Source organism: Xaviernesmea oryzae (assembly GCF_900109605.1).
Classification (GTDB): domain Bacteria; phylum Pseudomonadota; class Alphaproteobacteria; order Rhizobiales; family Rhizobiaceae; genus Xaviernesmea; species Xaviernesmea oryzae.
On the sequence record NZ_FOAM01000011.1, the window covers coordinates 177,071 to 198,446 of the forward strand.

At 63.5% G+C, this 21,376-nt stretch carries 18 protein-coding genes; 8 read left to right on the forward strand and 10 right to left on the reverse strand.

The genetic code is table 11. The features are described from left to right. Positions 1-116: 116 nt before the first annotated feature. The 3 genes from BMX61_RS15230 (at position 117) to BMX61_RS15240 (ending at position 3,423) form a co-directional block, all read left to right on the forward strand. Complete coding sequence (locus BMX61_RS15230) at positions 117-1,586, forward strand: YcjX family GTP-binding protein (protein ID WP_075626431.1); 1,470 nt, start codon at positions 117-119, stop codon at positions 1,584-1,586. Further along, the gene (locus BMX61_RS15235; protein ID WP_075626430.1) at positions 1,583-2,641 is read left to right on the forward strand and encodes a YcjF family protein; all 1,059 of its coding nucleotides are present in this window, start codon (positions 1,583-1,585) and stop codon (positions 2,639-2,641) included. The genes BMX61_RS15230 and BMX61_RS15235 overlap by 4 nt, the downstream gene beginning before the upstream one ends. 227 nt (positions 2,642-2,868) lie before the next feature. Beyond that, positions 2,869-3,423, forward strand: coding sequence for a hypothetical protein (locus BMX61_RS15240; RefSeq protein ID WP_075626429.1), 555 nt, complete (start codon positions 2,869-2,871; stop codon positions 3,421-3,423). A gap of 132 nt (positions 3,424-3,555) precedes the next feature. Here BMX61_RS15240 and folK read toward each other — a convergent pair whose 3' ends face one another. The 3 genes from folK to folP all read right to left on the reverse strand — a co-directional run bounded on the left by folK (position 3,556) and on the right by folP (position 5,477). After that, a complete protein-coding gene (gene folK / locus BMX61_RS15245; protein ID WP_075626428.1) occupies positions 3,556-4,056 on the reverse strand; it encodes a 2-amino-4-hydroxy-6-hydroxymethyldihydropteridine diphosphokinase in 501 nt (166 codons plus the stop codon). Then, positions 4,053-4,445 carry a dihydroneopterin aldolase gene (gene folB / locus BMX61_RS15250; protein WP_075626427.1) on the reverse strand — a complete coding sequence of 131 codons (393 nt, stop codon included), beginning with the start codon at positions 4,443-4,445 and terminating at the stop codon, positions 4,053-4,055. Before folB ends, folK begins: the two co-directional genes overlap by 4 nt. Before the next feature lie 165 nt (positions 4,446-4,610). Next, entirely contained in the window at positions 4,611-5,477 is an 867-nt protein-coding gene (gene folP, locus BMX61_RS15255) for a dihydropteroate synthase (protein WP_075626426.1), read from the reverse strand. 165 nt (positions 5,478-5,642) lie between these two features. Here folP and BMX61_RS15260 point away from each other — a divergent pair, with 165 nt between their 5' ends. Both BMX61_RS15260 and BMX61_RS15265 read left to right on the forward strand, forming a co-directional pair. Beyond that, entirely contained in the window at positions 5,643-6,308 is a 666-nt protein-coding gene (locus tag BMX61_RS15260; RefSeq protein WP_075626425.1) for a DUF922 domain-containing Zn-dependent protease, read from the forward strand. 937 nt (positions 6,309-7,245) lie between these two features. Next, a complete protein-coding gene (locus BMX61_RS15265) occupies positions 7,246-9,153 on the forward strand; it encodes a DUF3857 domain-containing protein (RefSeq protein WP_083639309.1) in 1,908 nt (635 codons plus the stop codon). Positions 9,154-9,387: 234 nt separating this feature from the next. Here BMX61_RS15265 and BMX61_RS15270 read toward each other — a convergent pair whose 3' ends face one another. Together BMX61_RS15270 and BMX61_RS15275 are read right to left on the reverse strand one after the other, a co-directional pair. After that, positions 9,388-10,014 (reverse strand): PadR family transcriptional regulator, encoded by a 627-nt coding sequence (locus BMX61_RS15270; RefSeq protein WP_083639308.1) that lies wholly within the window; start codon positions 10,012-10,014, stop codon positions 9,388-9,390. Between the two features lie 598 nt (positions 10,015-10,612). After that, the gene (locus BMX61_RS15275) at positions 10,613-13,402 is read right to left on the reverse strand and encodes a flagellar biosynthetic protein FliO (protein ID WP_075626423.1); all 2,790 of its coding nucleotides are present in this window, start codon (positions 13,400-13,402) and stop codon (positions 10,613-10,615) included. A gap of 790 nt (positions 13,403-14,192) precedes the next feature. Between BMX61_RS15275 and cckA the strand changes: the two genes are divergently transcribed. Both cckA and BMX61_RS15285 read left to right on the forward strand, forming a co-directional pair. Further along, positions 14,193-16,823: a cell cycle histidine kinase CckA gene (gene cckA, locus BMX61_RS15280; protein WP_075626422.1), complete on the forward strand. Its 2,631-nt coding sequence runs from the start codon at positions 14,193-14,195 to the stop codon at positions 16,821-16,823. Between the two features lie 38 nt (positions 16,824-16,861). Then, positions 16,862-17,413, forward strand: a complete 552-nt coding sequence (locus BMX61_RS15285) for a DUF924 family protein (RefSeq protein ID WP_075626421.1) — start codon at positions 16,862-16,864, stop codon at positions 17,411-17,413. Positions 17,414-17,455: 42 nt separating this feature from the next. Here the strand turns inward: BMX61_RS15285 and BMX61_RS15290 are convergent, their stop codons facing one another. Further along, positions 17,456-18,874, reverse strand: a complete 1,419-nt coding sequence (locus tag BMX61_RS15290; protein ID WP_075626420.1) for an aminotransferase-like domain-containing protein — start codon at positions 18,872-18,874, stop codon at positions 17,456-17,458. Between the two features lie 129 nt (positions 18,875-19,003). On the opposite strand from BMX61_RS15290, the gene BMX61_RS15295 reads away from it, so the two are divergent. Next, the gene (locus BMX61_RS15295; protein ID WP_234794699.1) at positions 19,004-19,276 is read left to right on the forward strand and encodes a DUF1127 domain-containing protein; all 273 of its coding nucleotides are present in this window, start codon (positions 19,004-19,006) and stop codon (positions 19,274-19,276) included. Positions 19,277-19,645: 369 nt separating this feature from the next. On the opposite strand, the gene BMX61_RS15300 is transcribed toward BMX61_RS15295, so the two are convergent. The 4 genes from BMX61_RS15300 to purS all read right to left on the reverse strand — a co-directional run bounded on the left by BMX61_RS15300 (position 19,646) and on the right by purS (position 21,365). Continuing rightward, positions 19,646-20,044: a hypothetical protein gene (locus BMX61_RS15300; RefSeq protein ID WP_075626418.1), complete on the reverse strand. Its 399-nt coding sequence runs from the start codon at positions 20,042-20,044 to the stop codon at positions 19,646-19,648. A gap of 2 nt (positions 20,045-20,046) precedes the next feature. Further along, positions 20,047-20,724, reverse strand: coding sequence for a phosphoribosylformylglycinamidine synthase subunit PurQ (purQ, locus tag BMX61_RS15305; protein WP_075626417.1), 678 nt, complete (start codon positions 20,722-20,724; stop codon positions 20,047-20,049). Beyond that, entirely contained in the window at positions 20,721-20,978 is a 258-nt protein-coding gene (locus tag BMX61_RS15310) for a hypothetical protein (RefSeq protein ID WP_075626416.1), read from the reverse strand. The genes purQ and BMX61_RS15310 overlap by 4 nt, the downstream gene beginning before the upstream one ends. Before the next feature lie 144 nt (positions 20,979-21,122). Beyond that, positions 21,123-21,365, reverse strand: coding sequence for a phosphoribosylformylglycinamidine synthase subunit PurS (gene purS, locus BMX61_RS15315; protein ID WP_075626415.1), 243 nt, complete (start codon positions 21,363-21,365; stop codon positions 21,123-21,125). Positions 21,366-21,376: the final 11 nt, after the last annotated feature.

Below are 21,376 nucleotides of genomic sequence, written 5' to 3' on the forward strand. Positions count from 1 at the left end.
TGCACAGGCCGGCGCCGCTCCCCCTTCCATGGCGGGATGGCCATGCCTATATCGCTTTTCGATGAAATCCTCCGAGCATCCCGTTGCGGAGGCTCTGATATCGGAGAGCGTGCCGCTTGTCGTCCTTCCTGTCCCGTTTCGCAGACGACGCGCTGATTGCGCTCGACACGTTTTCAGACCGAACCGCCGGCCTGATGCATCCCAGTCTCAGGCTCGGGGTGACCGGTCTTTCGCGCGCGGGCAAGACCGTTTTCATCTCGTCGCTCGTCCATAATCTTTTGAATGGCGGGCGCCTGCCGGTGTTCGAAGCTGTTCGATCGGGACGTGTCTCGAAGATCCGCCTGGCACCGCAGCCGGACGATGCCGTGCCACGGTTTCAATATGAGGACCATATCGCCGCGCTGGTGCGCGATCGCATCTGGCCGGATTCCACCCGGGCGATCTCGCAGATCCGCCTGACGCTGGATTATGAGAGCGCCAGCGGCTGGGGGCGGATGTTTTCGCGCGGCGAGCTGTCGATCGATATCGTCGATTATCCCGGCGAATGGCTTCTCGATCTGCCGCTCCTGTCGCAGGATTTTCGCGCTTTCAGCGCCCAGACCTGGGAGCGGGCGGAAAAAGGCGTGCGGGCCGAATTGTCTCGCGACTGGCGGGATCGGGCAAAAGCCGCTGCTCTGTCGGGCCCGGCGGAGGAACTGACAGCCAGGGCCTTGGCTGAAAGCTTCACCACCTATCTCCGGGCCTGCCGCAGCGATGAGCGCGCGCTCTCCATTCTGCCGCCCGGCCGCTTCCTCATGCCGGGCGATCTCGAGGGCTCGCCGGCGCTGACCTTCTCGCCTCTGCCGTTGCCGCCGGAAGGACGGGCGGAGCCGGGCTCGCTCTGGGCGATGATGGAGCGCCGCTATGAGGCCTATAAGACCCATGTGGTCAAACCCTTCTTCCGCGAGCATTTTGCCCGGATCGACCGGCAGATCGTGTTGATCGATGCCCTGACCGCGATCAATCGCGGGGCGGAAGCGGTTGCCGACCTGGAAGAGGCGCTGGCCGAGGTTCTGGCCTGCTTCCGGCCGGGGCTGAATTCCTTTCTGTCGTCCTTCCTGACACGGCGGATCGACAAGGTGCTGATCGCCGCCACCAAGGCGGACCATCTGCATCATGAATCGCACGATCGGTTGGAGCGGATCACCGCGCGGCTGGTGCAGCGCGCGGCCGATCGCATTGGCATGGCTGGCGCGGGGCTCGAGGTGATGGCGCTGGCCGCCGTGCGGGCAACGCGCGAGGCGACAGTGGAGGAGGGCGGCGCCAAGCTGCCTGTCATCGTCGGCGTTCCCATGTCAGGGGAAACAATCGACGGTCAGGTTTTCGATGGCAAGCGCCGCACGGCGATCTTTCCAGGCGACCTGCCTGCCAATCCGGATCTGCTGTTTATGCCCGTTGATGCCGGTCGGCCCGCTGAGCTACCCCTCAATTTCGTGCGCTTTCGCCCGCCCGAGATCGAGGAGACCGGCGGCGGGCTGAAGCTGTCCGTTCCCCATATCCGCCTCGACCGTGCCATGCAGTTCCTGTTCGGAGATCGTCTCGCATGACAAGCGAACCGCCCCGCCGCCCCGCTGCCTTCTCGCTGGAGCCGGATGCTTCCAGACCCGAAACGCCGCCCGCCGCCGCCCGCCGCCCCGCCGCCTTCGATGAAGGCGTCCAGCTGACCTTGCCGGCCGAGGACCCATTTGCGGAGACGACGCTGCCGCTGGAGCCGATCGAGGTGGCAGAGGCGCGCGTGCTGCCGCGCCGCCGCCGCTTTTCTTTCATCGGCCTGGCATCGGGTGCGCTCGGTGTGCTCGTCTCGCTGGCGCTCGGTCTGTGGATCGACCAGCTGGTGCGTGATCTGTTCGCGCGCTCGGATGCGCTGGGCATGATCGCCATTGCCGCCGTCGTGCTGTTGGTGATCGGCGTGCTGACGGTTGCCGGACGCGAGCTCGCCGGCATCTTCCGGCTCGCCAATGTCCAGACGTTGAAGGCGGACGCTCTTGCCGCCGCCACCCAGCCAACCGCCGCGCCGGCGCGCAAGGTGGTGGATGCGCTGACAGGGCTTCTCAAAAGCCGCGCGCAGACGGCCGCCGGCCGGGCGGCGCTGAAGGCAACCGAGGACGAGATCATCGATGGTCCGCAGCTTCTCGACCTTGCAGAGCGCGAATTGCTGACGGCGCTCGACCGTGATGCGCGGGTGCTGATTCTTGGCGCAGCCAAGCGTGTGTCGCTTGTGACCGCCGTCAGCCCCCGTGCGCTGGTCGATCTTGGCTATGTCGTTTATGAATCCGCACGGCTGATCCGCGCGGTCGCTGAACTTTATGGTGCCCGGCCAGGCACGCTCGGCTCTGTCCGCCTGATCCGCGACGTGCTTGCCCACCTCGCCGTCACCGGCTCGATTGCGGCAGGCGATAGCCTCGTGCAGCAAGTGCTCGGTCACGGGCTTGCGTCACGGCTTTCGGCGCGCCTGGGCGAGGGGGTGATCAACGGGCTGATGACCGCGCGAATCGGCATCGCTGCAATGGATGTCTGCCGGCCCATGCCGTTTCGCGCGCTTCGGCGGCCGGGAATCGGCGACTTCCTCGGGGATCTCACGCCCGGCGAGCGCAAAGTCTGAAGGCTTTGGCAGCGGCAATCGTGGTGCTGCGCGAGCCCCAATCGGCTTGAGCGACGTCAAAATCCTGAATGTTTTAAGCGGGATAGGGCTCGGATCTTGTTCTGTCTTCTGCCGGACTAAAGGTTAGGCGGCAGGCTGTGGCGGGCGCTGTCGAAACCAAGCATTAACCATTTAAGTGCCATTGTCTCCAGCAGATTTCGAGTTTTATCCTTTCCAAGGAAACGCTGATGCTTCCGCGCCTTTCGACCATCGCGCCCGCCCTGGCCGGCCTTGCGGCCCTTGCCGGCCTTTCCCTTGCTTCGACGGCCGCAGCGGCGCCTTCGGACCGGGCTTTCTTCCAGTCCGTCAATGGCCAGTGGTCCGGCCCGGGCGAGATCGTCGCCGGCAAATATAAGGGCACGAAATTCAGCTGCGACCTGACCGGCACGCCGACCGAGGGCAAGGATGCGGGCATCAAGCTCGACGGCTTTTGCCGCGTCGGCGTCTTCAAGCAGCCGATGTCGGCCACCATCAGCCAGAAGGGCAACAGTTATGGCGGCCGCTTCCTCGATGGCGCCGAGGGCAAGGGGCTGGACATCGTCTCGGGCGTCGTCACCAAGGATAAGGTCGTCGTCGGCATCAACCGGAAAAAGCTCAATGGTGCGCTGATCGCCCGCCTGCAGGACCCCTCGAGCCTGAACGTCACCATTTCCGTGAAGGTGGATGATGCGATGATCCCGGTCATCGGCCTCAGCCTCACCCGCCAGGTCGACAATCTCGCCGTCGGTTCGATCAAGCCCTGACAGGGAGATCTTCTGTAAGGCCGTATGGCGGTCTCGCCATGCCGACGGCATCCGCTGAACCGTTCAAAGCGCGTCAAGGCCGTAAGGTCGCGACGCGCTTTTGGCCGTTTGAAGCGCTTTTGGCTCTCTGTGTCAGTGCCACCAGTCGCCACTGTCGGTGATGGGCTCGATGCCAGCCGTCTGCGACAGGCTCGCCCAGTGCGCGACGCTGTGGCCGGCAATCATGAGGTCCGGCGCGATATCTTTCAGCGGCAGCAGCACGAAGGCGCGCTCGGTCATGCGCGGATGTGGCAGGCTTAGCGTCTGGCTGGCGCGCTGCTCCTCTCCACAGGTCAGAAGATCGATATCGACGGTCCGTGGCCCCCATCGCTGAATACGTTCGCGCTTCATCGCACGCTCCACGGACAGGCAGGCTTCCAGCAAGGCTTCCGGCGTCAGCGTCGTCTGCACGGCAGCACAGGCATTGTTGAACCAGGCCTGGTCGGTCACGCCCCAAGGCGGTGTGCGATAAAGCCGCGAGACCGCAACGATGCGACAGCCATCCAGCGCATCGAGACGGCGCAGCGCGTCAGCAAGCTGCGCTTTGACCTCGCCAATGTTGCCGCCGAGGCCGAGCATAGCCTGCGCGCTCATCGCACCAGTTCCACCGTCACCTGCGCATGGTCGAGAATACCGGCAATCGGCACGCTCGGCTTGCGCAAGGTAATTCGCGCGCGGCGCACCTGTTGAAAGTCGCTCAGAAGCCTGCGTGCGACATCATGCGCCAGCGTTTCGATCAGATTGCGCCTCGTGCCGGTGACCACCGCCTCGATGGCTTCGAAGACCAAACCGTAATGCACGGTTCCTTCGATCCGGTCGTCCGTCAGCGCCGTTCCTGCCTCCACCTCCAGTTCACAATCGACGAAGAAGCGCTGACCGAGACGGGTCTCTTCGGCCAGCACGCCATGACGGGCGAAGAAGGCGCAATTGGCAAGCGTAATCACATAGGTCCTGGGTGTCTCAGGCGTGGTTGTGTCGGACATGGATGGGGCAGGATCCAAAGAGGGGTCAAAAGTGGAGGCCGGCGTTACGCGCAAGCACAACGTGACAGAGGGGTAGGCGGGACGCCATGCCGCGTCCAGCCGAAAACGCCGGGGGGATGCTGGTCTTTCAGCCTTCCCGATACCTCTGAAGGCAGAATAGGCCGATCATGCCGGCTGCAGAATGCCGCGCGCCGCCAGAAGGGCATCCGCGACCTTGAGCGCATCGACATTTGGCGCCACCGCATGCACACGGAAAATCGCCGCGCCGGCCAGGCGCAGGATCGTGCTGGTCGCGACCGTGGCGGCATCGCGTTCCGCCGCCTCGCGCCCTGTGAGCGTGCCGAGGAAGCGCTTGCGTGACGTGCCGACAAGAAGTGGAAAGCCGAGCGGGAAAAGTTCGCCGAGACGTGCCATCAGCTCCAGATTGATTGCCGCCGTTTCCTTGGCAAAGCCGAATCCGGGATCGAGCACCAGGGTATCGTCCGCCAGACCGGCGGCGCGGGCGATGCCAAGCGAATGGTCGAAGAAGGTGCGCTGATCCTCGATCACATCCGCCTGGCGCTGGCGCTCTCGCCCGGTATGCATGATGCAGAGCCCCGCGCCGTTGCGCGCTGCCACCTCCGCCAAAGCGGGTTCGCGCCAGAGACCATGCACGTCATTGACCAGGTGTGCGCCGGCAGCCAGTGCGCGCGCGGCCGTCTCCGCCCGGTAGGTGTCGACGGAGAGGATCGCATCCGTCTCCGCCGCCAGTCTGGCGATCACCGGCAGGATGCGCGCCTGCTCGTCCTCGGCCGTCACGGGCGCGGCGCCGGGCCGCGTGGATTCGCCGCCAATGTCGAGAATCGCTGCGCCGGCAGCGTGGCAGGCCTTGGCATGGGCAACGGCCGCTGCCGGATCGAGATGCGCTCCGCCATCGGAGAAGCTGTCCGGCGTGACATTGACGATGGCCATGATCTGCGCGCGCGGGCCGAGCGTGAGTGATCTTCCATGGGCAAGACGCCAGACAAACGGCGCGAAGGGATCAATCGTCATGGCGCGTCCTGCCTTTTCTCGGGTTTTCGGGTGGAAGGGATCCACGTGCGCCGCTTGGCCCGGCGCTGCTTGGCCATGCCGCATCCGCACGGCGTGCTTTCTTCTTGCATGCGGGCAGGCTATGCCCGAAGCTCGCCGTTCATTCAATTGCCCGGACCATCGCTCATGTTTTTCGTTTCGTCCCGCGCCCGTCTTGGCCGCTCTGTTTCGCGTCTTGCCGGTGGCGCACTGGCGGCCATGCTGATCGCCCTGCCGGGCGCATCGCTTCGCGCGGAAACGCAGATGGTCAAGACCATTACCTATTTTCCGATCCGTGGCACGACGGCGGAAGATCTGGACAAGGCGCTTTCCGCCCATGGGCCGCTGATGACGGCCACGGGGGCCCGCCATCCCGGCGCGACGCGGATCAAGTTCGGCGGCTCGGTCAGCTATGTTCGCCAGGGTGAGCGCTGCCTCGTCGGAACCGCGAAAGTCACGCTGTCGACCAAGCTGATCCTGCCGCGCTGGACGCAGCGCCACCGTGCTGACCGGGATATGGGCCTGGTCTGGGACACGCTCTCTTCGGATATCAAGCGCCATGAAGAGCGTCACGCCGAAATCGCCCGCAACTATGCCCGCGATCTTGAAAAGGCGCTGCTCGCTTTACCCGCAAAGGCGGATTGCGAGACCCTGCAGGCCGATGCGTCGCGCGTGACGGCGGAGATGGTGGCCGCGCATGACAAGGCCCAGATTGCCTTCGACCGGCGCGAGGCGATCAATTTCGACCGGCGAATGGTCCGCCTGCTGCAATACAGGCTGGAACGGCTGCGCGACGCCGAGCGCGGGAAATAACGGGCTAACGCATAATCCGCTTCGCCTGCACTGCCTGATGACGAGTGGTCATGCCGGGCGGCCGCTTGATCGCGGCGCGGGCAGGCGGGCCTCCATTTCTGCTGAGGGGAAGGGCGCGTTATCCTGTTTCAAGATGCGCGTCAGCGATCGCAGCGCTTGTCTCCAAGCCTCCCGTCATCGCCAAAGCTGCGCTTGCCGATCATGAGGGAACGATAAGCGCCCGGGCGACCATACCAGCACGAACACGCACCGCGTGCATGCGCGTCAAACCTCGGTCTGTCGCCGGAACGGCAAGTCTTGCCTCATCGCGCTCCACCAGATTTCTAACCATGCACTTAAGAAGCTGCTGGATCACCCCAGCAAATCACCAGTGACTTCTCGCGATAGAAGAAACGATTGCTTTACAGTATTGTTGGATCATGAACACAGCGGAGAGACAAAGACGTTCCCGCTGAGCTTGGCTCCATGGTGGTTCGCGCACATGATGAGCATGTGGCCGCGTGGCATTACTTGAGATCACTGGCGCAACGTTCGGGGGAACGGGCGCCGCCTAGGGTGATCGAGCAACGGCCTGTTCGGCGCTGCCGAAAGCTTGTTCCAGATGTTTCCAGTGCCGGGAGAGGAGCTGTTGCAACTCTCCATGGCGAAGACGCGACCGCGCGGGTGTTCTCGCGGGCAGGGCGCGGCTGACTTCAGGTTCTCCTGGCGTATCTTCAAGCGTGTGGATGGTCCCTCCCTCATCCGCATCGCGATGCGCCCTCCTCGCCCCGCCCGTCGGCAACGACTGGCGGGGCTTTTTTTGTCCGCGCGTCAGCGCGGCATAGGCTGAGCAGCTTGCGCGCGCATCAGGATCTTGTCATATTCATATATGACGATCGAGTGGATCGCTCCCCATCAACGAGGCAATGAATCGCGCGGCCGCGCATTCGGAGGCTGAATGATTACGATGATGTGGCCGCATCTGCGCCGCCTGATCCTGCCCATCCTTTCGACCGTCATCCTGCTGGCCACGCATCAGCCGATGCATGCCGACGATGATGATAACGATAGTTCCGATGACGATCGTCTTCGGCATGTGCTCTTGGAGTACAAGGTCAATGCCGACCTGACGATGGAAAGCTGGAGCACGATCGACTCGATGCCGATTCGCAGCGGGCACCGCGCGGAAAATACGCGCCGCTGGCAAACCTATTCGCCTGCGACGGAAATGCTCGAGGTAGCCGAAGCCTGGGTGACCAGCCCCGATGGGGTTCGCCACACCGTTCCATCAGAGGATATTTTCACCCGTTCCGCGCCGCAGCCGTCCAATATGCCGGGTTTCAATGCGGATCAGAAGATCACCGTTGTGTTTCCCCAGGTAGGACCGGGATCGAAGGTTCATGTGAAGTGGCATCGGCTGCGCAAAACGCCGCAGCTTTTCGGGGTGAATATTCTGGAGACAGCGCGCTACGATCAAAAGGTCGAGGATACGACGATTATCCTTGATGTGCCGTCGACGATCGATCTGCAATGGTATGCCGATCCGGGCGTGGAGACCGAGGAGCATATAGCCGATAACAGACGCATTATCCGCGCCCATATGACCAACATTCCGAAGCTGCGTCTAACCTATCCCACGGTGTCGGAGGACCAGTTTCGTCCGCGCTTCATGGCAACGACGCTGAAGCGGCTGGAAGACGAGGGCGATCGGATCCTGGCGCAAGTGCAGGACGATCTCGATCCAGCCACGGCAGACCGCATCGCGAAATTAGCCAGATCCATTGTCGGAGACAGGCAGGGCCTTGAAGCGGCAGCTGCGATCCACGACTGGATCCGTCAGAACATTGCTTACACGGCGGTCTATCTCAACCCGAATGACGGATGGGTCGAGCATCCCATCGGCAAGATTCTGGACAACGGGTTTGGTGACTGCAAGGACCAGACCGCGCTGATGCGCGCGCTTCTGGGCGCCGTCGGCATCCGTGCCGAGCGCGCTGTCGTTCAGTGGGGCACGCTCTACGATCCGCTGCCGCTGCCGGTTGCGTGGCAGTTCAATCACGCCATGGTTTATCTTCCCGATTTCAACCTGTTCGACAATCCCACGGACAAGCGCGCGCCCTTTGCCGCGCTGGACGAACAGCTCATCAACAAACAGGCCCTGATCGTCAGCAGGCCCAGCCGTGTGATCAGGCTGCCGGATGCCAGCCCCGATCTGTTTCGGATTTCCAACCGCTCCGAACTGGTGCTCGGTCCGGACGGCACCGTGACCGGTCAGGCGATGGTGCATGTGTCGCCTTGGCTGGTCGCGCAATATCAGCAAGATATCGATTCCAACGGTCCTGCCGCGCTTTTGACCCGTAAGCTTGCGATCAATGGCCAGGATGGTCAGGGGCGCTTGTCGGTCATCCAGCCCAAAACATGGCGAGACGATCTGCTGCTGAAGGCCAACTGGATGTCTGCGCAGGTAGTCGACCTCGTGCAGAAGACGATCGTGCTGCCGCTGCAGACAGGTTTCGACACCGAGCCTCTCGTCAGCAATGCGCCTCTCCTGCACGACGACGTCACCGTCGCGCCATTTCGGCTGATGACGGGAACGCTGGATTGGAGCGTTGCGATCAAGCTGCCTCTAAGGCTGAAAGTGCAGTCCGTTCCGCCTCCCGTCCATATCGATACGGAGGCGGGGCTGTTCGACTCCCGCGTCGAGGAGAAGGATGGCACGCTGCTGATCACCCGTCGCCTGATCAACCGGCGGCTCGTCACCAAGCCAGACGATTATCTCGTGCTGAAGACCCTGCTGCGCGCCGTGGTCCGGGCAGGCCGCAGCTATGCCATTCTGACGCGGGAGACCGAGCCGCAGCACGGTTGAGAGCTTGCAGTCCAGCCGGCTGGCTATGGGCCTCGCTGTCACGGGTCACGCGTGCGATTGCGCCGGTTTCGATGCCATGGACCGAAGGGGAATGCCGGTTTCCTTGGAAATCCGATGGAGAAACAACAAGTCTGGAGCATCGGCCGCTTACGATCTTTGGTCTGATGCTCCATGTGCATGAGCATCGTGCGTCTTTATCAAACGCACGATGCTGCCGGTGCGTGATCATCCCGATCAGGCGTCGCGGCGATCCGACTCCAGCTCTTCGGCTGTCTGAAGAATCACCCGCATCAGTGTCCCGGCATGCTTTTCATCTTCGGCAACCTTGCGGGCCACCACGTCGCGAAGATGCAGCATTGCGGCATCGAGGCCGGGAGGTAGGGGCGCGCCGTGCTGGGGGCGCGCCTCCGGCTTGTGCCGGCGCTCGCGATGCTCGCCTGCTGCCGTTAGCCGTTCCAAGATCTCCTCGGCGCGTTCGCGGTGTGCATCGAGATAGGCCTTGCCGTCCTCGGTGATGGCGAAGCGCTTCTTGTTGCCGTCCATTTCAGCGTTGGCATGTCCCGCCTCTTCCAGAAAGGTGAGCGTGGGATAGACGACACCCGGGCTCGGGGCATAGGCGCCGCCTGTCATGGTCTCGATCTGGCGAATGATTTCGTAGCCATGGCAGGGCTCCTTTTCCATCATCAGCAAAACGAGCAGGCGCAGATCGCCCTGGCCGAGAAGCCGGGCAAAACGCCCGCCGCCGTCATCGCCGAAACCGCGTCCGCCACGCCCTTCATGCCGCCCATGACGCCTGCCCTCGGCATGGCGCCCGTCCCGATCGTGATTACCACGTCCGCCAAAAAATCCAAAATCCAACATATCGAACTCCTTTTCGATTGATCTTTCGATATATCTTATGCGCTCTGTTCGCGGCGCCGTCAAGACGATATATCGAAATAGATCGAAAGCGCTGTTTGTGAGTTTGGAGCGTCGGCTGCATTCCGCGTGTTCAAGGTATCAGCACACATTTCCGTAACAGAGGTCGAGGTCGCTCATGATCGGCGCGATGCCTGAAGAATTGACGATGAGCATGCCAAAAAAATAGATTTCGATATATCAAAAAAATCGAAAGAACGCGGGTCGAAGATGAGCTTGCGTCAGGAAGACGCGATCAATCTGCTGGCCGTCTTAAGGGAGGCTATAAAAGACGAGGTATGCGAAGGTGCTACGCGACGATGCAAGGAGACATGGCATCCATCTGGCCAAGCGGGCAGGGCCAGGCCAGCGCTGAGGCACCGGCGGCATTCTTGGCTTCACTGGCTCAGCCACCTTCGAGCAGATGCGTTCGAACAGCGCTCTGATCAGGACGAGGAGCATTTGGTCGTCATGGTCAGCCAGACTTCGACGATATTGGACGGGGGACAGCCGATCAAAGATGGCGTCGCGCTCTGTGATCGACCAAAGAGGGCGGCGATTCCTATCGACGTCTTTCCTCGCCGATATCCTGCAGCATCCGGTCGAAATCGTCCCGGTTGACCGGCGCCGGTCGAGGTGGAGCAGGGATGGCGCGCGGTGCGGCCTGGGCTACACTTTGTGCCGGTCCGGTCTGTGTTGGTCCGGGGGCCGCAAGCTGCGGCGTCTTGGCGGATTCGGAGCCGCGCCCGGCCGCGAGAATGCCAGCGAAGCTGTTGGGATTGACCGCTTCCGGCTCCGGCTGCCGTGCCGTCTGCGCTGAAGCAGCGAGTGCGCGCGCAGGGGGAGGCGGTGCAAGCACACGGCTGCGCGCAGCCTCCAGAATGTCTTCGGCCGTAAGAGCAGGCTTTGGGTTTTCTGCCGCTGCTCTGTCCATTCCGGAGGCCGTCACGATCGCAGGCTGTGCATCAGGTCTGGCCGCTATAGGCGGGCGTGGCGGCAAGCGCGCCGGGGCGGCTGGAGGCGGCGTATCGGCTTCCTCTGCGCGATAGAGAACCTGCCCCATGCCGGAGACTGGCGGTGGTGCCGGACGCTGTGGCTGATGCTCTGACTGTCGCTGGGCCGCTGCGCGGGCCAGCCGCTGATCGAACGGCATGCGGCGCTCGTCAGCGGGCCCGGTGGCGCCATGTGCCGCCGCGCTCGGTTGGACCTGCGCACTGCGCTCGACGGCTCTTGGCGCCTCGGTCGGCCTGCCGCTCGGCACCGGCTGGGCTGTTGCGCGCATGTCGTCTGGCCTCGGATTTGCAGCCACGTTAAGCCTATCTGGCATCGGCTGCCTTGCGTCCGGTCGGCGGTCCGGCGCACTCATCTCAGTCTCGGCTGCTCGTGCAGGACGCACGACCGGTGCTGGTACGTTTTGTGTGGCTGCGCCCGATGTCTCCGAGGGCGCACTTCGAAAGGCCGGCTCCGTTGCGACCTCTGGCCCAACCATCTCCGGCCGAACGCTTGCAGGATCATCCTGGCTCAAGGCGCTGTCTGATCGATCGCCCGGTGCCGCGAACAGGCGCCGGTCTCGAACGGGTGCCTGCGCCTGTGTCGACAGTGCTTTCGCAACGCCCCGCTCGGTCGACATCGCTCTCACGTCCGGCCCGCGCATCGCGCCGGCGTCCAACGCCCGCCGGCTCTCGGCAGGCGATGCGGGAGGACGCGATGCGCCGAATGGTGAGGCTTCTTCTCCGCCTGTGATCGACGAAGCGCGCGCCTGCATCGTCGCCTCGTCAGTTCGCAGGCTCGGTTGACGCAGCATGCTCCCGCTTTCGCGCGCGGCCTGCCCAACAGACGAGTCGCTTGCCGAAGGGGCGAGCGCTGGGGCGGGCTGTGATGGCGAGGCGAGCCTGTTGGCGGCGCTGCGTAGGGCTGAGGGTGGCGGCGTGCCGTCTTGGCCGCGGGCAGCGCTCTGGGCCGCATGGCGCGCGGCGGCCGCGCGCAACGTCCATCGTTCGGTGCCCGACGTGTCGGCCGCATGCGCTGCCGCGCCTTCGTCTCCCATGGCGCTGGTGTTGGATGGTGCGGATGATGGTGTGAAGCCCGTCGCTGCCGGCGCGGACACGGCTTGGTCCGCAAGGGACGCACGGTGTAGCGGCCGACGCTCTTCAGGTTGCGAGGTCGCTCCGCCGGTGCCTTGCGCCGTGGCGTTTGGTTGGACCTCGGGCGCGAAATCCGGCTGTCGGGGTTCGCTAAACTGCCGCTCAGCATGCGGATCGACACCGGCGTCGTCCTCAGGCCAAAGAGAGTCCAGACCATCGGAGCCGGCCCAAGGGTCGGCTGGCAGGTCGTCTTGCCTTTGCTGTTTCTCCCGCCATGCGCCGCCATCCTGCTGCGCTCCGGTCCATCCGCTCTCAGCTGCGATGGACTCGTGATGGAAATCAGCGCCTGCACTGCGCGCCGGCGCCTCTTCCCGGAGCGCTGGAGCGCGCGGCGGGGCGGCAGACGAAGATGCCTGCCTCTGTTCGGGATGGCCGGACATGTGCGCGCTCACGGCGGTGCCGAAAAGCTGCTCCTCGGCCATTTGCAGCTCAATGTCGCGCGGTGTCATCGCATCCGCCGGAGAGAAGACACGATCAGGCCCTTGGTCCGTCCTGTCGTTGATCCGCGCAGGTTCCTGCCCGCCATAGGCCGGGTCCAGATCCTCCCATCCCGCCTCGACTTCGCGGCGATGGGCGACAGGCGCGGGAAGATGGTCATCTTCGGGCGGGAAAAGCACATCGAGTGGGTCGTCCTGCGGCACCTGCGCGAAAAAATCTCGGGGAGCGGGGATGACTGGCTCCGTGGCGGGAGCGCGTGGTGCCGGATCAGCTGCTGCGGCACGAGGCACTGCGTGACCGAGGCCATGGTCGGTCGCAGATCCAGACCTACTGCCCTGTTCAAGCTGGGCAACCCGGCCGATTGCCGCATGCTCTTCGGCCACGGGTGCGCGCTGCGCAAACAGCGCTGCCAAGCGCGCGTCGGTCTCCTCGGCCGGGGGAGCCTGTTCGTCCATCGCCGGCGAAGACTGGCGGTCTGTCTCAAGACCGATTCGCGTCTCCACCACGAGATCGGCGGGCCCGCCGATCAGCAGCAGATGCTCGACATCATCGCGCCGAACCAGCACCAGCCTGCGCTTCGCATCGATGACGGTTGAATCGAGAACCGTCAGACGCTGGGTCCGCAGGCGCGTCGGGCGAAGGAGAAGGCCGCCGGCGGTGCGGTTCTTCAGGAGCCAGAGTACGCCGACGAGCGCCCCAAGCGCCAGGCCGACCATGGCGATGGCGAAGATAAACCGGCTTCCATTGGTGGCGATCAGGTCTTCCATCATGTCCTTTCCACGCCCGGCGGTTTCTCAGCACCACCCAGGCACAGGAGCCATGCCGCAGAGAGCATTTACTCTTGGCGCGTGTGCCGGTCGCGACGGCCATCATGGCCTTTCGCAGATCCTTAACCCATCCCGACCGAAACCGGAATCGAACAGGCGTTGATAGTCGCCAAGATCCCGCGCTTTCACCCAGGCAAATGCGTGGTTGCAGCATCTTCGGGCTGATTTTTTTACATGCGCAATAGAAGACAGGGCCGATGGGCGGGGGCATCGCGCAGTTCGGTCCTGTGCGGCCATTCCCTGATTCTCACAGTCGGGATGACGAAGTGACCAGCGTTGGGCATGCGCGAATCAAGGGGCCGTGCGCGGTATTTTCATTAAACTAGGCGGCGGAGGCGCAAAACCTGCACTTTGAACAGGTCTGGCAGCATGATGCGGCAGACAGGCGCAAGCTCGCGCAGGCATGAGAGCTTACAGCGTAAGGCATTCCTGCCCTTATCGCGCGGTCGTGCCCTGCGCTGGCAAGATCGCCCGCAGCGGCAGGACGCGTTAAGAAGGGTGCGCCTGCCGCTGGGCGAATCGCTTCGCCTGTGTGACCGGCGGCGCGTGGAAGGAATGAGGCAAGGTGATGCCACCCGGCGATAAAGGCGCAGATCGCCAGCCGCATTTGCAAAATTCCGCTGGAGACAATTGGTTGCTCGTGGTCTGAGAGATTTCGGCAGGCAGCCACGCTGCAAAAGGGTCGCAAGACCGAAATCGGACCATTCGGACGGAAAGACGAAAGAGAAGCTCGATGACGAAACTGCGCCAGGCCGGCGATTACCAGATGCCGATCGTCGACCGGAGCACGCGGCCGGGCACGGTGCTGCGGATCATCCTGCTCGCGCTGGTGCTCACGGCTTCGGCGGCGCTCTTCATCATTTTCAAGAACCAGCTCGACAGCGAGATCGTCCTGGGCGTTCTCGGCGTGCTGGCCATGGTCGGCATTTTCTTCCTGGTGTCGTCCGTCATCGGCTTCATCGAAGTCATGCCGCAGTCGCGGCCCGACGATCTCGCCCGCGCCTTTCTCGACGGGCATCCGGATGGCACCGTCGTCACCGACCGCAAAGGCCGCATCGTCTACGCCAACGCCGCCTATGGCGCGATCACCGGTGCGGCCAGGGCCAGCGAGATCCAGTCGCTCGAAACGATCCTGTCGCGCGCGCGCGAGGCTTCGGAAGCGCTCTATCGCCTGACCAACGGCTTGCGCGAAGGGCAGGCGGGGCATGAGGAGTTTCGCCTCCTGCGACCGTTGAAGCCCCAGGCCGGGCCGGCCGCTGGTGGCCACTGGTTTCGCCTGAAGGCCCGCGTGCTGCCGCTGCAGGATGGCGAGCGCAACGGCCTGTATCTCTGGCAGATTTCCGATATCACCAGCGAGCGAGAGCAGCAGGAGCGCTTCTTCAAGGAGCTGCAGAACGCCATCGATTATCTCGACCATGCGCCGGCCGGCTTCTTCTCCGCCGGGCACAAGGGCGAGGTCGTCTATGTCAACGCCACGCTTGCCGAATGGCTGGGCCTGGACCTCACCCGCTTCCAGCCGGGGTCGATGACCATCGGCGACCTGACCGCCGGTGACGGGCTGGCGCTGATCCAGTCCGTGCAGGCCGAGCCCGGCCTCCTGAAGACGCGCGCGCTCGATCTCGATCTCCGCCGCGTTGATGGGCGCAGCGTGCCCGTGCGCCTCATCCACCGCGTCTCGACCACGCGCGATGGCGCCCCGGGAGAAAGCCGCACCATCGTTCTGGCGCGCACGCCCGGCGAGGAAACGGAAGCCTCCGCCTCGGCCGCCGCCATGCGCTTCACCCGCTTCTTCAACAATACACCGATGGCGATTGCCTCCATCGACAGCCAGGGCAGGATCCTGCGCACCAATGCCCCGTTCCTGAAACTCTTCGCCGATGTCGTCTCCCAGGCCGATATGGAACGCGGCGCGCTGTTCGATGCGCTGGTCCATCCGCAGGATCTGTCGCGCATGCATGAGGCGCTGGCTGCCGCACGCGATGGGCAGAGCGATATCGCGCCGATCGACTCGCGCCATCCCGGCAGCGAGTCACGCCACGTGCGCTTCTACGTGAAAGCCGTGGTAGAGGCGGGCGACGAGGCGCCGGACGAGGCGGCGATTGTCTACGCGCTCGATATTACCGAGCAGAAGGCGCTCGAAACCCAGATGGCCCAGACGCAGAAGATGAATGCGGTAGGCACGCTGGCTGGTGGCATCGCGCATGATTTCAACAACGTGCTGACCGCGATCCTGCTCTCGTCCGATCACCTGCTGCTGTCGGCGCGCCCCTCCGATCCAAGCTTTGCCGATCTGATGGAGATCAAGCGCAACGCCAACCGCGCCGCCGTGCTGGTGCGCCAGCTGCTGGCCTTCTCGCGCAAGCAGACCATGCGTCCCACCGTGCTCAACATGACCGACGTGATCGGCGACCTGCGCATGCTGGTCGACCGCATGACTGGCATGAATGTCAAGGTAGCGATCGATTATGGCCGCGACCTTTGGCCCGTGCGCACCGATCTCGGCCAGTTCGAGCAGGTGGTGCTCAATCTCGCCGTCAATGCCCGCGACGCCATGCCGGATGGCGGCACGCTGACGCTGCGCACCCGCAATTTCCCCGCCAGCGAAGCGGCCGCGCTGAACCGGCGCGAGCTGCCAGCGGAAGACTATGTGCTTGTCGAGGCCGAAGACGAGGGAACCGGCATCGCACCTGAGATCCTCGACAAGATCTTCGAGCCCTTCTTCACCACCAAGGAAGTCGGCAAGGGCACTGGCCTCGGCCTGTCCATGGTCTACGGCATCGTTAAGCAGTCCGGCGGCTTCATCTATGCGGATTCGGAGGTTGGCCGGGGCACCACCTTCCGCATCCTGCTGCCACGCTTCATCGAGGAGGCCGAGCCCGTCGCATCGGCGTCGGCAGCTCTGCCAGGCCCTGACGGAGAAAAGGCCGAAATCGTCGCGCAGCCTGTTGCCCAGCCGGTGCCCGCCGCTCCCGCAGAACCCACCGACCTCACAGGCGACTCCGCGGTTGTTCTCCTGGTTGAGGACGAAGAGGCCGTGCGGCGTGGCGGTAAGCGCATGCTCGAGACACGCGGCTACACGGTCTATGAGGCCGGCTCCGGCGTCGAGGCGCTGGAGGTCATGGACGAACTGAATGGTGCCGTGGATATCGTCGTGTCCGACGTCGTCATGCCGGAAATGGATGGGCCGACGCTGCTTAGTGAATTGCGCAAGAAATATCCGGATCTGAAGTTCATCTTCGTCTCCGGCTATGCCGAGGACGCCTTTGCCCGTAACCTCCCGGCCGAGGCGAAATTCGGCTTCCTGCCGAAGCCCTTCTCGCTGAAGCAGCTGGCCATCGCTGTGCGCGAGATGCTGGACAGCTGAGCCTGTCGCTCAAGCCGCCCGACAGAAAGGCAGATGCCGTGACATCAGCGATCGATCCAGGCGCCATTTTGGATTTCTGGTTCTCCGACCATGCGCGTGCCCATTGGTTCCAGTCCACCCCGGCGTTCGACCAGGAGGTGGAAGAACGCTTCTTGGGCGATTACCAGCGGGTGCGGGCAGGGGAGGCGGACGCTCTGGCAGAGACGGCGGATGGCTGTCTCGTGCTGATCCTGTTTTGCGACCAGTTCCCCCGCAACATGTTTCGCGGCACGGCGCGCGCTTTCGAGAGCGACGCCAAAGCGCTGGAGTTGGCCGAAGGCGCGCTCGAACGTGGCTATCCGGAGGGCGCGGACGCCGACCGGCAGATGTTCTTCTATCTGCCTTTCATGCATAGCGAGGACGCCGCCCATCAAAGCCGCTGCGTCGCGCTGTTCAGCAATCGGCCTGAGCATGAGAATTCGCTCGACTTCGCCCGCCAACATGCCGCGATCATTAATCGCTTCGGCCGCTTCCCGCATCGCAATGCCGCTCTCGGGCGCGACACGTCGCAGGAGGAAGCCGCTTTTCTCCAGGATCATGCGGGGTTCTGACCGCCTTGGTGACGGCTGGAAAGACCGCCTTCGGATCTCCCCTCAAATGCCGCCCTCATAGCCTGAAAGTCCCCCATCCAGCAGGCCTCGCAAAATGGCGATGCCGCGGCGGATGTCTTCGCGCCGGTGGTTGGAAAAACCGACGCGCGCCTTGTGCAGAACCCTGTCCGAACGCCCGGCCTTGAACTCGTCTTCGTCGTCCACCAGCACGCCGGCGGCGAAGGCGGCGGCCTTGAAGGTACCGGACAGCCAGGGATCGGGCAGATCGATCCAGAAAAACGGAATGTGCGGCGCCGCGCGGAAGACATGACCGGCCAGCCCCTCATGAACGATCGCGTGGCGGGCAGCGAGCTCTGCCGACACTTTCAGCCGGATTGCGTCGGCCTCGCCTGAGAGCACCAGCCGCGCGCTGCTTTCGGCCAGCACGAAGGCGAGCCCGCCGGTCAGCATCTTCTGCGCGACACGAACCCGCGCCGCCATGTTCGGCGGACAGGCCACCCAGCCGCCGCGTATGCCGGCCGCGACCGCCTTGGCCAAGCCGGAAACGACGAAGGTGCGCTCCGGCGCAAGCGTGGCCAGCATCGGGATTTCCGGCCGGGCAAGCACGCCGTAAATATCGTCCTCGATCAGGAAGACATTATGCCGCCGCGCGATTTCGGCGATCTGGCGGCGGCGGGCAAGGCTCATCACCGCCAGCGTGGGATTCTGCGCCGATGGCATCAGGAAAGCCATGGCGGGATGCTGCTGCTGGCAGACCCGCTCGAACTCCTCGGGCACCAGTCCTTCCTCATCGATCTCGCTGGTGATCACCCGGCGCCCGGCTAGCCCGAGCGCGCGAGCAATATGGGTATAGGTCACGCTTTCGAAGAGGACCTTGTCGCCCGGCGCGGTGACCGCTGTAACGACGGCCATGATCGCGGCATGCGCGCCCTGGGTGGTGACGACATCCTCCGGCTCGGGCGAAAAGCCGTCCCGCGCCAGCCAGAGCGTGCCGGCTTCCTGCCAATGCGCAGGCGTGTTGCGGGCATAGCTGGCAACTTCTGCAGGGTGGTCGGCAACCGTGCCGGCAATGACGCGCTCAAGGATCTCCGACTGGCCGATATCAGGCGCACCGGTCGAGTCGAACCGGAGCTTTCCATCGGGCGGATCCATGCTGCGGCTGCTGCCGAGTTCATGAGCGAGGGGGGAGGTCGCCGTGGGCGGTGCGCCCGTCGCGCCGCGCTCGCGCACATAGGTGCCGCGCCCGACTTCGCCCGCCACCAGGCCGCGTTCATGCACCAACCCATAGGCGCGGCTGACCGTGCCCAGTGTCACGCCGATATCGAAGGCGAGGTTGCGCTGCGGCGGCAATTTGTCCCCCGGCGATAAAGCGCCGGCGTCGATGGCGGTTTCAATCGCATCGGCAAGCCGCAGATAGAGCGGGCCGCTGCCCTCGGAGAGATTGGGGAGCCATGTTGTCATGGTGACAATAATTGCATTGTTGTGAGACAATGTCAAATGTATCGATTGATGACCACATACGGGAACAATTTGTTTCCCGGTCGTGGCTTTGCACAATCCTGCCTATCGACGGCGGAAAGGATGGACGTTATGTACCTCGATACAAATGATACACTTTATCCCGATGGCTATCAGCGCGAACGGATCTTTGCGTCGGCCGGCGACATGGTGTCCCCCAAGCCTCGATCGAGCACGGTCGCATCTGGTTTCTGGTCGCTGCTCTTCGAACGCTTGGCCAACTGGCGGATGAAGCGAGCCGGACGTTTGGTTCTACGCGACCTCACCGACGAACAGCTCCACGATATCGGCATCAGTCGGGCCGAAGCGGAAGCAGAAGTGTGCAAGTCGATCTTCATCGACTGACCCTGGATCAGGTAGCGATGTGAGCAATCGGTACAATCAATATTGTCTTAATGTCTTTGCGCTCGATTGACGTTAATGAGGACATCGCGTTCTTGTTTCGTCTGCCTTATTGGAAGCGTTTGGCATTGCAAAGCAAGGTCTTCCGCCTGCGTTCGGGCGGAGGATAAGCTTCATGGGAGCAGAAGACGACGGCGCCTGATGCGGGCGAGCTTAGCCAGACGGCTATGCGTCGCTGTGCTCCCGACTATCATTTTGCCCGGGCGACGCAAGAGCAGCTGCAATGATCGGATCCATGCCACATGTCGCCCTCGCGATGAAGAGCGAGGGCGGAGTTGAACGGTTTCGATACTTATAGCGCTGGAAAGGGCTTCAGCAGCCCGCTTCGCCTGTCGCCCAGCGGCGGATATCGCCGGTCATGCGCGGGCCGATCGGCTCAGCGAAAAGCGGCCCGAAGGCCTGCATGCGGGCCGGCTGCCCTTCAGCCTGAACAACTGCCAGCGGCCTTGCCTCAGGGGCGTTGCGACGCACCAGCAGGATGCGTGGGCGCCCGGAGAAAGAATTGAGCTCCGGCGCCAGGCGATAGGCCTTAAAGGCGGGATCGTTCGACTTGAACCAGCAACGATTGGCCGCCAGAGCCACCCGTTCCATGGTCGGCAGGGCCGCCATATTGACGGTCGACATCTTCGGCGCAGGCGCCGAGGCCTGGCACGCGGGCAGAATGACGGCGGCGAGCGCCAGAAGCGCGCTGAGGCGGAACAAGGGCTGCATGATCAGGCGGCAGCCGCAATAACGTCAAGCGCGGAGGCGAAGAGGCCGCGGCCATCGGACCCGCCATGAGCGGCCTCGATGAGATTTTCCGGATGCGGCATCATGCCAAGCACATTGCCGGCGCGGTTGGTCACGGCGGCAATGTCGTTGATCGATCCATTCGGATTGGTGCCGGCGGCGTAACGGAACACCACCTGTCCTTCGCCCTCGATGGTCTTCAGCGTCTCCGTATCGGCAAAATAATTGCCGTCGTGGTGGGCGACGGGGCAGCGGATGATTTGACCCTTGTCGTAGGCGCGGGTGAAGCTCGTCTCGGCATTGACCACTTCAAGCTTCACTTCCTTGCAGACGAAGCGTAGCGAGGCGTTGCGCATCAGCGCGCCAGGCAGCATGCCGGCTTCCAGCAAAATCTGAAAACCGTTGCAGACGCCGAGAACCTTGACGCCGGCCTCGGCCTTCTCGCGGATCGCCTGCATCACCGGCATGCGCGCAGCAATGGCGCCGCAACGCAGATAGTCTCCATAGGAAAAGCCGCCGGGAATGACGATGAGATCCACATCGGGGATCTGCGTATCGGTTTGCCAGACGGTCACCGGCGCCTTGCCGGAGATCAGCGTCAGCGCCGCGATCATGTCGCGGTCACGGTTGAGGCCGGGAAGTTGGACGACGGCGGATTTCATGGCTGATGTTCAAACCTTGCCTGGGCCTCGGCGAGTTCACGTAGTTCGAGGCGGTTTTCGATGCGGTCGAGACGGTGCTCGATATGCGCGAACGTGGAATGCAGGTTGTTTATATCGCCCTGCATATTGTGAAGCTGGCTGCGGATCACAAGGCCGTCGCTTCTCAATTCGGAGATGCTGTGATCGAGCTTGTCGAAGCGAGCATGCGTGCGGCGCAGAAGCTCATGAAGTAGCTCTTGTGTCACATCCGTCATTTGGCGCTCCCTTGCACCGATTATCGCCGCGTTGCTATCGTTACATCCGAGAAGTCGATAACATTCGCCTTGTCACTCTGTTGCGTCTCTCCGGAGGGAGAGACGCTTGCGGTTGAAACCAGAGGCTTCAAGTGAGCATGGCCCTCAAGCCAGCGCGATGGAATAGTTCTCGATCACCGTATTGGCGAGCAGCTTCTCGCACATGGCCTTGATGTCGGCCTCGGCCTTTGCGCGGTCGGCGGTATCCACGGCGAGATCGAAGACCTTGCCCTGGCGAACCTGGCCGATACCCTCGAAGCCGAGCGCACCGAGCGCGCCTTCGATGGCCTTGCCCTGCGGGTCGAGAACGCCGTTTTTCAGTGTCACGGTGACGCGTGCCTTGATCATGATGGCGCTCC

Coding starts and splice junctions, on each gene's coding strand:
- BMX61_RS15235 (WP_075626430.1), top strand. CDS start 1,583: ATGACAAGCGAACCGCCCCGCCGCCCCGCTGCCTTCTCGCTGGAGCCG.
- BMX61_RS15240 (WP_075626429.1), top strand. CDS start 2,869: ATGCTTCCGCGCCTTTCGACCATCGCGCCCGCCCTGGCCGGCCTTGCG.
- folK (WP_075626428.1), bottom strand. CDS start 4,056: ATGAGCGCGCAGGCTATGCTCGGCCTCGGCGGCAACATTGGCGAGGTC.
- folB (WP_075626427.1), bottom strand. CDS start 4,445: ATGTCCGACACAACCACGCCTGAGACACCCAGGACCTATGTGATTACG.
- folP (WP_075626426.1), bottom strand. CDS start 5,477: ATGACGATTGATCCCTTCGCGCCGTTTGTCTGGCGTCTTGCCCATGGA.
- BMX61_RS15260 (WP_075626425.1), top strand. CDS start 5,643: ATGTTTTTCGTTTCGTCCCGCGCCCGTCTTGGCCGCTCTGTTTCGCGT.
- BMX61_RS15265 (WP_083639309.1), top strand. CDS start 7,246: ATGATTACGATGATGTGGCCGCATCTGCGCCGCCTGATCCTGCCCATC.
- BMX61_RS15270 (WP_083639308.1), bottom strand. CDS start 10,014: ATGTTGGATTTTGGATTTTTTGGCGGACGTGGTAATCACGATCGGGAC.
- BMX61_RS15275 (WP_075626423.1), bottom strand. CDS start 13,402: ATGATGGAAGACCTGATCGCCACCAATGGAAGCCGGTTTATCTTCGCC.
- cckA (WP_075626422.1), top strand. CDS start 14,193: ATGACGAAACTGCGCCAGGCCGGCGATTACCAGATGCCGATCGTCGAC.
- BMX61_RS15290 (WP_075626420.1), bottom strand. CDS start 18,874: ATGACAACATGGCTCCCCAATCTCTCCGAGGGCAGCGGCCCGCTCTAT.
- BMX61_RS15295 (WP_234794699.1), top strand. CDS start 19,004: ATGTACCTCGATACAAATGATACACTTTATCCCGATGGCTATCAGCGC.
- BMX61_RS15300 (WP_075626418.1), bottom strand. CDS start 20,044: ATGCAGCCCTTGTTCCGCCTCAGCGCGCTTCTGGCGCTCGCCGCCGTC.
- purQ (WP_075626417.1), bottom strand. CDS start 20,724: ATGAAATCCGCCGTCGTCCAACTTCCCGGCCTCAACCGTGACCGCGAC.
- BMX61_RS15310 (WP_075626416.1), bottom strand. CDS start 20,978: ATGACGGATGTGACACAAGAGCTACTTCATGAGCTTCTGCGCCGCACG.
- purS (WP_075626415.1), bottom strand. CDS start 21,365: ATGATCAAGGCACGCGTCACCGTGACACTGAAAAACGGCGTTCTCGAC.